This is a genomic window from Streptomyces niphimycinicus, assembly GCF_018883605.1.
Classification (GTDB): domain Bacteria; phylum Actinomycetota; class Actinomycetes; order Streptomycetales; family Streptomycetaceae; genus Streptomyces; species Streptomyces niphimycinicus.
Genome location: NZ_JAHLEM010000853.1, coordinates 1 through 7,576, shown reverse-complemented (window position 1 = coordinate 7,576; position 7,576 = coordinate 1). Strand labels below are relative to the sequence as shown.

The 7,576-nt window shown below is 70.4% G+C and carries 8 protein-coding genes and 1 pseudogene; 5 read left to right on the top strand and 4 right to left on the bottom strand.

The annotated features are described in order from the left end of the window. Positions 1 to 476: 476 nt before the first annotated feature. The 5 genes from KN815_RS44180 to KN815_RS44160 all read left to right on the top strand — a co-directional run bounded on the left by KN815_RS44180 (position 477) and on the right by KN815_RS44160 (position 4,953). Entirely contained in the window at positions 477 to 1,703 is a 1,227-nt protein-coding gene (locus tag KN815_RS44180; protein WP_216347384.1) for a L,D-transpeptidase, read from the top strand. A 177-nt stretch (positions 1,704 to 1,880) separates the two neighbouring features. Then, positions 1,881 to 2,648, top strand: coding sequence for an enoyl-CoA hydratase/isomerase family protein (locus tag KN815_RS44175; RefSeq protein WP_216347383.1), 768 nt, complete (start codon positions 1,881 to 1,883; stop codon positions 2,646 to 2,648). A 277-nt stretch (positions 2,649 to 2,925) separates the two neighbouring features. Next, a complete protein-coding gene (locus KN815_RS44170) occupies positions 2,926 to 3,429 on the top strand; it encodes an ATP-binding protein (RefSeq protein ID WP_216347382.1) in 504 nt (167 codons plus the stop codon). Positions 3,430 to 3,921: 492 nt separating this feature from the next. Beyond that, positions 3,922 to 4,590, top strand: coding sequence for an N-acetylmuramoyl-L-alanine amidase (locus tag KN815_RS44165; RefSeq protein ID WP_216347381.1), 669 nt, complete (start codon positions 3,922 to 3,924; stop codon positions 4,588 to 4,590). Between the two features lie 132 nt (positions 4,591 to 4,722). Next, entirely contained in the window at positions 4,723 to 4,953 is a 231-nt protein-coding gene (locus tag KN815_RS44160; RefSeq protein WP_216347380.1) for an EF-hand domain-containing protein, read from the top strand. Positions 4,954 to 5,057: 104 nt separating this feature from the next. Here KN815_RS44160 and KN815_RS44155 read toward each other — a convergent pair whose 3' ends face one another. The 4 genes and pseudogenes from KN815_RS44155 to KN815_RS44140 form a co-directional block, all read right to left on the bottom strand. Beyond that, positions 5,058 to 5,366, bottom strand: coding sequence for a hypothetical protein (locus KN815_RS44155; protein ID WP_078643828.1), 309 nt, complete (start codon positions 5,364 to 5,366; stop codon positions 5,058 to 5,060). Positions 5,367 to 5,412: 46 nt separating this feature from the next. Further along, the gene (locus KN815_RS44150) at positions 5,413 to 6,090 is read right to left on the bottom strand and encodes a glycoside hydrolase family 25 protein (protein ID WP_216347379.1); all 678 of its coding nucleotides are present in this window, start codon (positions 6,088 to 6,090) and stop codon (positions 5,413 to 5,415) included. Positions 6,091 to 6,319: 229 nt separating this feature from the next. Continuing rightward, positions 6,320 to 7,156 carry a YhjD/YihY/BrkB family envelope integrity protein gene (locus KN815_RS44145; protein WP_216347378.1) on the bottom strand — a complete coding sequence of 279 codons (837 nt, stop codon included), beginning with the start codon at positions 7,154 to 7,156 and terminating at the stop codon, positions 6,320 to 6,322. A 24-nt stretch (positions 7,157 to 7,180) separates the two neighbouring features. Continuing rightward, positions 7,181 to 7,576 (bottom strand): annotated as a pseudogene (locus KN815_RS44140) (hypothetical protein); the annotation flags it as partial.

The window sequence follows — 7,576 nt, the reverse complement described above, 5'->3', positions numbered from 1 at the left end:
GTCGGGGCGACGCTCCGACCGCGCCGCGGGGCGAGCGTCGTGGGGCGATGGCCGACGAGACGGCCCACCGCCGCCGCCGAGGGGCGTCCGGGGACGTCGTCGCGTGTCTCCTGCCCGGCTGCACTGGACACATCGGCCTCCGCGGCTCGCGGCCAACCGCCTCCGCCCCGGCGGAGGGAAGGCGGGCAGCACCTCATGGCGGGCCGGCGGGCCCCGCGGTGTCCCGTACCGCACGGGCCCTGGCCCACGCTCTCCCACCTGTTCTGCCCGCAATCCCGCCGACTCGCACGTTTCCCCGTGCCCCACCGCCGCCCGGCATGGGCCGAAAGTCCCGTGACCCGCTCCCGCCTGCGACTGAACCGTGACCATCGGAGGGAAGTCCACTGTCGGTGGCGTGTGATTACCTGTCGTCAGGCGCGCCCTGCGCGTGATCGGGTTTGCCGCGGGGGCGCGGCTCCGGGGGAGGGAGAGCTGTTGTGACGGTGCGGTGGATACCGGGGGCGGCGCACGTCGGCCGTAAGGGGCTTCTCGCGCTGCTGCTCGGGGCGTTGCTCATGGCGGTGGCCGCGTGCGGCGGGGGCGGTGGCTCCGGCGACGGTGGGAAGGGCGAGGACGGCAAGGGCGACGGCCGGCCCAAGACCTCCCGGGCCGTGGTGACGATCGCACCCAAGGACGGTGCGAAGGGCGTGGACACCAGCGGTGCGCTGAAGGTCACCTCGGCGAAGGGCACCCTGTCCTCGGTCAAGGTCAAGGACGCCAAGGGCGCCGCGGTCGAGGGGAAGGTCGGCGAGGACGGAAAGAGCTGGCTGCCCGCCGCCCATCTCCGCTCGGACACCACCTACACCGTGGACGCGGTCGCCAAGGACACCGACGGCCTGACCACGACCAGGCACGCGACCTTCACCACGCTGCGTCCCAAGAAGACCTTCGTGGGCATCTACACCCCGGAGGACGGCTCGACGGTCGGCGTCGGCATGCCCGTCTCGCTCCACTTCAACCGCGGTATCACCCACCCGGCAGCCGTGGAGAAGGGGATAAAGGTCAGCGCCTCGCCGTCGGTGCCGCTCGCGAGCCACTGGTTCGGCAACGACCGGCTGGACTTCCGGCCCGAGCAGTACTGGAAGCCCGGCACCAAGGTGACGCTCAGTCTGGATCTGGACGGGATCGAGGGCAGGCCGGGGGTGTACGGCGAGCAGCGCAAGTCCGTGACGTTCACCATCGGCCGCAGCCAGATCTCGGTCGTCGACGCCAAGTCCAAGAAGATGACGGTCAAGCGGGACGGCAAGACCATCAAGACCATCCCCATCACCTCGGGCGCGCCCGGCCATGAGACCTACAACGGCAAAATGGTGATCAGCGAGAAGCATCCGGTGACACGGATGGACGGCGCCACGGTCGGTTTCGACGGGGAGTACGACATCAAGGACGTGCCGCATGCGATGCGCCTGTCGACCTCCGGCACCTTCATCCACGGCAACTACTGGGCGGGCCGGGCCACGTTCGGCTCGGCCAATGTCAGCCACGGCTGTGTGGGCCTGTTCGACCAGCGCGGCGGCGGGGACTCCGCCACCCCGGCGTCCTGGTTCTTCCGCACATCGATCATCGGCGATGTGGTCATCGTGAAGAACTCGCATGACGAGACCGTCCAGCCGGACAACGGGCTCAACGGCTGGAACATGTCCTGGGAGAAGTGGAAGGCATGACCCCGCGCCGGAGCCGGGGCGCGCTGCTGCCCCACCTCCGGCTGCCAAGCGTCCCCGCCTCCGGCCCCCGGCGTCTTCGCGTCCCCGCGTCCCCGCGTCTCGGCGTCTTCGCGTCCCCGCGTTATGGCACCGCCCCCGGCCCACCGCTCCCGTGTTAGCGGGCGCTAACCTGCGCTCATGACTGTGAACCTCGAGGTTGCCGACGGCGTTGCCACCTTCCGCCTTGACCGCCCCCCGATGAACGCGCTCGACACCGCCACCCAGGACCGGCTGCGGGAACTCGCCGACGAGGTGACCCGCCGCGACGATGTGCGCGCCGTGGTCATCTGGGGCGGCGAGAAGGTGTTCGCGGCCGGCGCGGACATCAAGGAGATGCGGGAGATGGACCACGCCGCGATGGTGGCCCGCTCCGGTGATCTACAGGATTCCTTCACCGCCGTGGCCCGGATCCCCAAGCCCGTGGTCGCCGCCGTCACCGGCTACGCCCTCGGCGGCGGCTGCGAGCTGGCGCTGTGCGCGGACTTCCGGATCGCCGGGGAGAACGCCAAGCTGGGCCAGCCCGAGATCCTGCTCGGCCTGATCCCGGGCGCGGGCGGCACCCAGCGGCTGGCCCGGCTGGTCGGCCTGGCCAAGGCCAAGGACCTCATCTTCACGGGCCGTCAGGTCAAGGCCGACGAGGCGCTCACCATCGGCCTGGTGGACCGGGTCGTACCGGCCGAGGAGGTCTACGAGCAGGCCCACGCCTGGGCGGCGCGGCTGGCCCGGGGCCCGGCGATCGCGCTGCGCGCGGCCAAGGAGTCGGTGGACCGGGGGCTGGAGACGGACCTCGACAGCGGCCTCGCCATCGAACGGACCTGGTTCGCCGGGCTGTTCGCCACCGAGGACCGGGAGATCGGGATGCGCAGCTTTGTCGAGGACGGGCCGGGTAAGGCCACGTTCCGCTGATCCCCGACCGGTTCCGATCGTATCGGCCCGGGTCACGGAGCCGCGTATGCCCCGTGCGAGCGAATTTTCTTCGCCAACGGTCGGCTCTTGGCTGACCCGGTCCGGTACGCTGGGTGATCACGCGTATGCGCGGTGACATCGCTGGTCAACCGGGGTGTTGTGGTGCCCCAACTGCCTTTGGCATATGTCGGATCGGGTTTGTGGAGCCTGGGGCTCCGGTGTTCGGGATCGCATGGTTCCGCCCCGGATGGCCTTTTGGGCGGCCATGATGGGGGGCATGGCGGGCTTGGAGGGAATGGAGCAGCCGCAGCAGCGCACTGGTACGGCTGCGGTGCGGGGGGTGCCGACCGTCGAGGACGACCGGGCTCGCAGGGCGCTTGACCTCTTCGGTAACCCCGCGGCCGAGGAGGTGCGGCTGCCCTCCCGTCCCGAGTCCGCGGCGACCGCCCGCCGGCTGGCCGAATTCGTCGTGGCGCGCGACTGGGGGCTCGGCCTTCAACTCGCCGAGCACACCGTGCTGCTCGTCTCCGAACTGGTGGGCAATGCCGTACGGCACACCGGTGCCCGCACCTTCGGGCTGCGGATGCTGCGGCGGCGTGGCTGGATCCGGGTCGAGGTCCGCGACCCCTCCCGGGGGCTGCCGTGCCTGCTGCCGGTGGGCGAGCTCGACACCAGCGGGCGCGGGCTGACGCTGGTCGACCAGCTCTCCCAGCGGTGGGGGGTCGATCTGCTGCCATGCGGCAAGACGACCTGGTTCGAGATGCGCGTGGCCGAGAACTGACCGCGTTGGGCTTCGGTGCGGCTTCGGTGCGGCTTCGGCGCGGAGCGCGAAAGCGGAGTGTGGGCGCGAAGCGCGAAAGCGGAGTGTGAAAAGGGTCCCCGCGTCGTCGTGCTCCGACGACACGGGGACCTCTTTCGTCCCCGGCCATGGCGCGAAAGGGGTGTTCGTCATGGCATTCGGAGGAAGCGACCTCGCTCGGGTCAATGGGGTCGCGGCCCCGACTATCGCAGAGACGGTAGATCACTTCCAAGCCAATCCAAGGTGAGCTGTAACACTTACCTTGCTAATGGCGGGTAGAGGCGTAATTTTTCTTTGTTGTCGACCTCTTTCTGGTGAATCTCCAGTGGTCCAGACCGTGACACGAAATCTTTCATTGCCCGTCGGTTCTTGGCATGGCCCTGCCCAGCACTCACCATGGAACAGCGCTACGCGCGTCACACCCCCCACGTATCACCCCCCTTTGTCCCGGCTACGCCACTCGGGAGATCCCCCATGGAAGCGCACGGCCGCACCTCCACCCGGCGCGCCCTGCTCCGCTCGGGCGCCTATCTCGCCACCGCCGCCACCGGACTCACCGCCGCCGCGGCTGCCACCACCACCGCCCACGCCGACGACAGACGCCGCCGCGCCGCGGTCGCCTATCCCCCCACCCACTGGATCCCGGCCTCCACCTCCAACTACCGCGTCTCCAGCCGTCCGACCTCGTATCCGATCGACTTCGTCGTCATCCATGTGACGCAGGAGACCTTCCCGGACGCGATGAAGATCTTCCAGGACCCGGCCAAGCAGGTCTCCGCGCACTACATGGTGGCCTCGGCCGACGGCTATATCGGGCAGTTCGTCCGGGAGAAGGACGTTGCCTGGCACGCCGGCAACAAGGACTACAACAACCGCAGCATCGGCATCGAGCACGAGGGCTGGGTGGACGACCCCAAGTGGTTCACGGACGAGATGTACGCCTCGTCCGCCGCCCTGACCGCCGCCGTCTGCGACCGCTTCGGCATCCCCAAGACCCGCGACCACATCATCGGCCATGTGGAGGTCCCCGGAACCGATCACACCGACCCCGGCCCGCTGTGGGATTGGCCCCGCTACATGTCCCTGGTCAACAAAGCCTATGCGCCGGGAACGCGGCGAACCTGGCGAAGGTGGAGAGCCTGACGGACGTGGCGAGACGTGGCGAACGCCGTGTGCGCCGCTTATGTCGTGTACATCGCGATGCGGCCGATGGGTCTCCCGCCGCCGACCGCTAATCTGTGCGGGTCAAGCACACGCACGGAAGGGGCGGAACAGGTGGCGGACATCGAGGCGGCGCGCAAGGCGTTCGAGCGGTATGACCTCAACGGTGACGGCCAGATCACCGCGGCCGAATACAAGAGCGTGATGGCGCAACTGGGGGACCCGTATGTCACGGAGCCCGTCGCCCAGGCCGTCATCAACGCCCACGACGCCAACGGTGACGGGCTGCTCACCTTCGACGAGTTCTGGGCGGCCCAGAACAAGGACGACAGCAAGACCGGCTGAACGGGCCGCCGCATGGCGGCACCTAGCCACATGGCAGCGATGAGCCGCACGGCGGCACCTAGCCACATGGCAGCAACAGGCCGCATGGCGGCACGGTCGGCGCGTCAGCGCCAGCCGCGCCGCTGTGCGCTCGCCCGCCGTCTGCGGTCGTTGCACAGCAGGCAGCGGCCGTAGCCGGGCGGCAGCGGGTCCTCCGGATCCCCGTACAGCGGATCGACGGCCCCGCGCGGATGCTCGGGGCAGCCCGTGGCGCCGCGCTCGGCGGTCAGCGACCCCGCGGCGGCGAGCGCCCGGCGCAGGGCGTCGGTGAGCAGCTCGGTCTCCGGCCCGGAGGGTGCGGCATCCAGCGAGAAGGCGATGTCCGACGCGGTGGTGAGCGCGCTGCGGAGTTCGCGCAGGTCTGCGTAACTCATACCGGGCAGCGTAGGCGCACCCACCGACAACGCCCCGGGGCCCCGGTCAGGCCCCGCCCTCCCGCGCCTTCTCGCCACCCCCGTCCGCGCCCGCGTCGTCCGCACCCTCCGCACCCTCCGCGAGGTGGACGTCCTCGGCGTCCTCCGCCTCCGCCGAGGTGAGCGCCGCCCGGCTGGGGTCGGCCCACGCCTGGAGCGCGGCCTTGCTGGAGAAGTTCGCCACGTCCTTGTCCAGCGGGCGGTCGGTGTACTGGTGGATCCGCCACTTCGCCTTGATGCGCGGCTTGCCCGCCGTCACATAGTCCGCTATCCACAGGCCGTCCCCGGCGTAGGACGTGGTGTCGTAGTTGAGCCAGAAGCTCCGGTTGCAGTAGAGCATCACGCGGTGCGTGGGACGCAGCTTCTTGACCTCGCGGATGAACCGGTCCTTCTCGGCGTTGCTGGCGCGGGTGCCGGAACCGGTGGTCTCCCAGTCCACGGCGAGCAGATCGTGCTTCTGGGACGCGCACTTCTCGACGAAGTACTGCGCCTGCGCCGTGATGTTGCCCGGCCACAGGAAGTGGTAGAAGCCGACCACGCATCCCGCCTTCCGCGCCCGGGACGCCTGCGAGGACTGCTTCGGGTTGATGTACGACCGTCCTTCGGTGGCCTTGATGAAGACGAAGGCCAGCCCGTCCGGGTCGAAGTTGGGCTGGTGCGAACTCACGTCGATGCCGTGCAGCATGGTGCCTACCTCGGGTCAAGAACGAGTGAATACACGGGTGTTATTCCCCCTCTCGTACCGAGGACCCTACTGGGACGAGATCGCGGTCCGCAGGCGTTCGGGCCCACGCCGGGGGAGCGGCACGCCGGAGGAACGGGCACGAACGTTCCGCACGGCCTCGGTCGTACAACTGCCCGTCGAAGGGGAGAGCTGCCCGTCGAGGGGGCGAGCGACGATGACTCGGCGGCGTTCAGGGGCGTTCCCGCCCCCGGGACAGGCGGATCGTCCGTGCGTACCAGGCCGACGAGGCCACCGCCGGTCCCGCCGCGAGACCGGCCACGGCGATCAGAAAGACGACGATCAGCCAGGTCAGAAGCGTGAAAACGGGGCCGAGCGGGCCGAAGTCGGCCAGACTGCGGGCCATGGCCACCGGCATGAGCAGCCGGGAGAGGTAGCCGAGCAGGACGGTCCCCACACCGGCGAACACGGCGCCCGGCAGCAGATATGTCCAGGTGACGCGGCCGCTCAGCAGGAGATGCTGGGTCCACCACCACAGCAGGACGGCCGACAGCAGGGCCAGCACCAGGCCGGAGACGATGCCCGTGCCGAACCCCCTGCGCACCGGCGCCTGGACGAGGAGTACCGCGAGCCAGACGAGCAGCCACAGCAGCCAGCGCCACGCCGTCACGCGCACCGCCGCCCTGGGCAGTCCCCAGCACCGTTCGCAGATCGCCTGGAGCGCTCTGCTGAACGCCGTCGCGGACACCAGGGCGACCAGCAGCCCGACGGCCCCCGAGGTGTTCTTGGCCGTTCCCCGGGGGACGAACGTACGGCGTACCTCGTCGAGGACGTCACCGCGCACTCCCACCACCGAGCGCAGGGAGTCGGCCAGGAGGTTCTGTAGCGTGTCGGGGACGAAGGCCGCCACGGCCATCAGCAGGGGGAGGGCGGTGAGGAACGCCTGGGCCGCCAGCCGGGTCGCGGCTTCCAGGACGTTCACCGCCACCAGGCGCTCGAGGAAGCGGGCGGCCGGGCCGCCGCCGATCGCGGTCGTGACGCGCTCCCACAGCGTCCGCGGTGCCCGCATGGCATACCACCCGGCACCCGGCCGTCAGGGATTTCCGGGACGGCCACCCGCCGCGGGTCCCTCGGCTGTGGGGCCGGACGCCGTGGGTCCCTCGGCTGTGGGGCCGGAAGCCGCGGGTCCCTCGGGTGTGGGGCCGGAAGCCGCGGGGCCGGAGGCCGTGGGACCGTTCGCCGCGGGGCCGGAAGCCGTGGGACCGTTCGCCGCGGGGCCGGACGCCCCGGCGAGGATGCCGAGCAGCACCAGGACCCCCACGACGATGCCGAGGACGAGCCCCACGGACGCCGGAGTGGGGTGGTTCCACAGCACCAGTGCCAGCGCGCCGCCCGTGATCGCCACGCCGGAGGTCCAGGCCCGGTGGGTGCCCAGCCAGCGGCCGAAGCCCCCGGTGCGGGCTCCGACGCGGGCCAGACCCCGGCCGAT

What these genes read in the sequence shown, in the direction of transcription:
- KN815_RS44155 (WP_078643828.1), bottom strand. Translation starts at nt 5,366, where the DNA reads ATGAGTTACGCAGACCTGCGCGAACTCCGCAGCGCGCTCACCACCGCG.
- KN815_RS44170 (WP_216347382.1), top strand. Translation starts at nt 2,926, where the DNA reads ATGGCGGGCTTGGAGGGAATGGAGCAGCCGCAGCAGCGCACTGGTACG.
- KN815_RS44165 (WP_216347381.1), top strand. Translation starts at nt 3,922, where the DNA reads ATGGAAGCGCACGGCCGCACCTCCACCCGGCGCGCCCTGCTCCGCTCG.
- KN815_RS44145 (WP_216347378.1), bottom strand. Translation starts at nt 7,156, where the DNA reads ATGCGGGCACCGCGGACGCTGTGGGAGCGCGTCACGACCGCGATCGGC.
- KN815_RS44150 (WP_216347379.1), bottom strand. Translation starts at nt 6,090, where the DNA reads ATGCTGCACGGCATCGACGTGAGTTCGCACCAGCCCAACTTCGACCCG.
- KN815_RS44175 (WP_216347383.1), top strand. Translation starts at nt 1,881, where the DNA reads ATGACTGTGAACCTCGAGGTTGCCGACGGCGTTGCCACCTTCCGCCTT.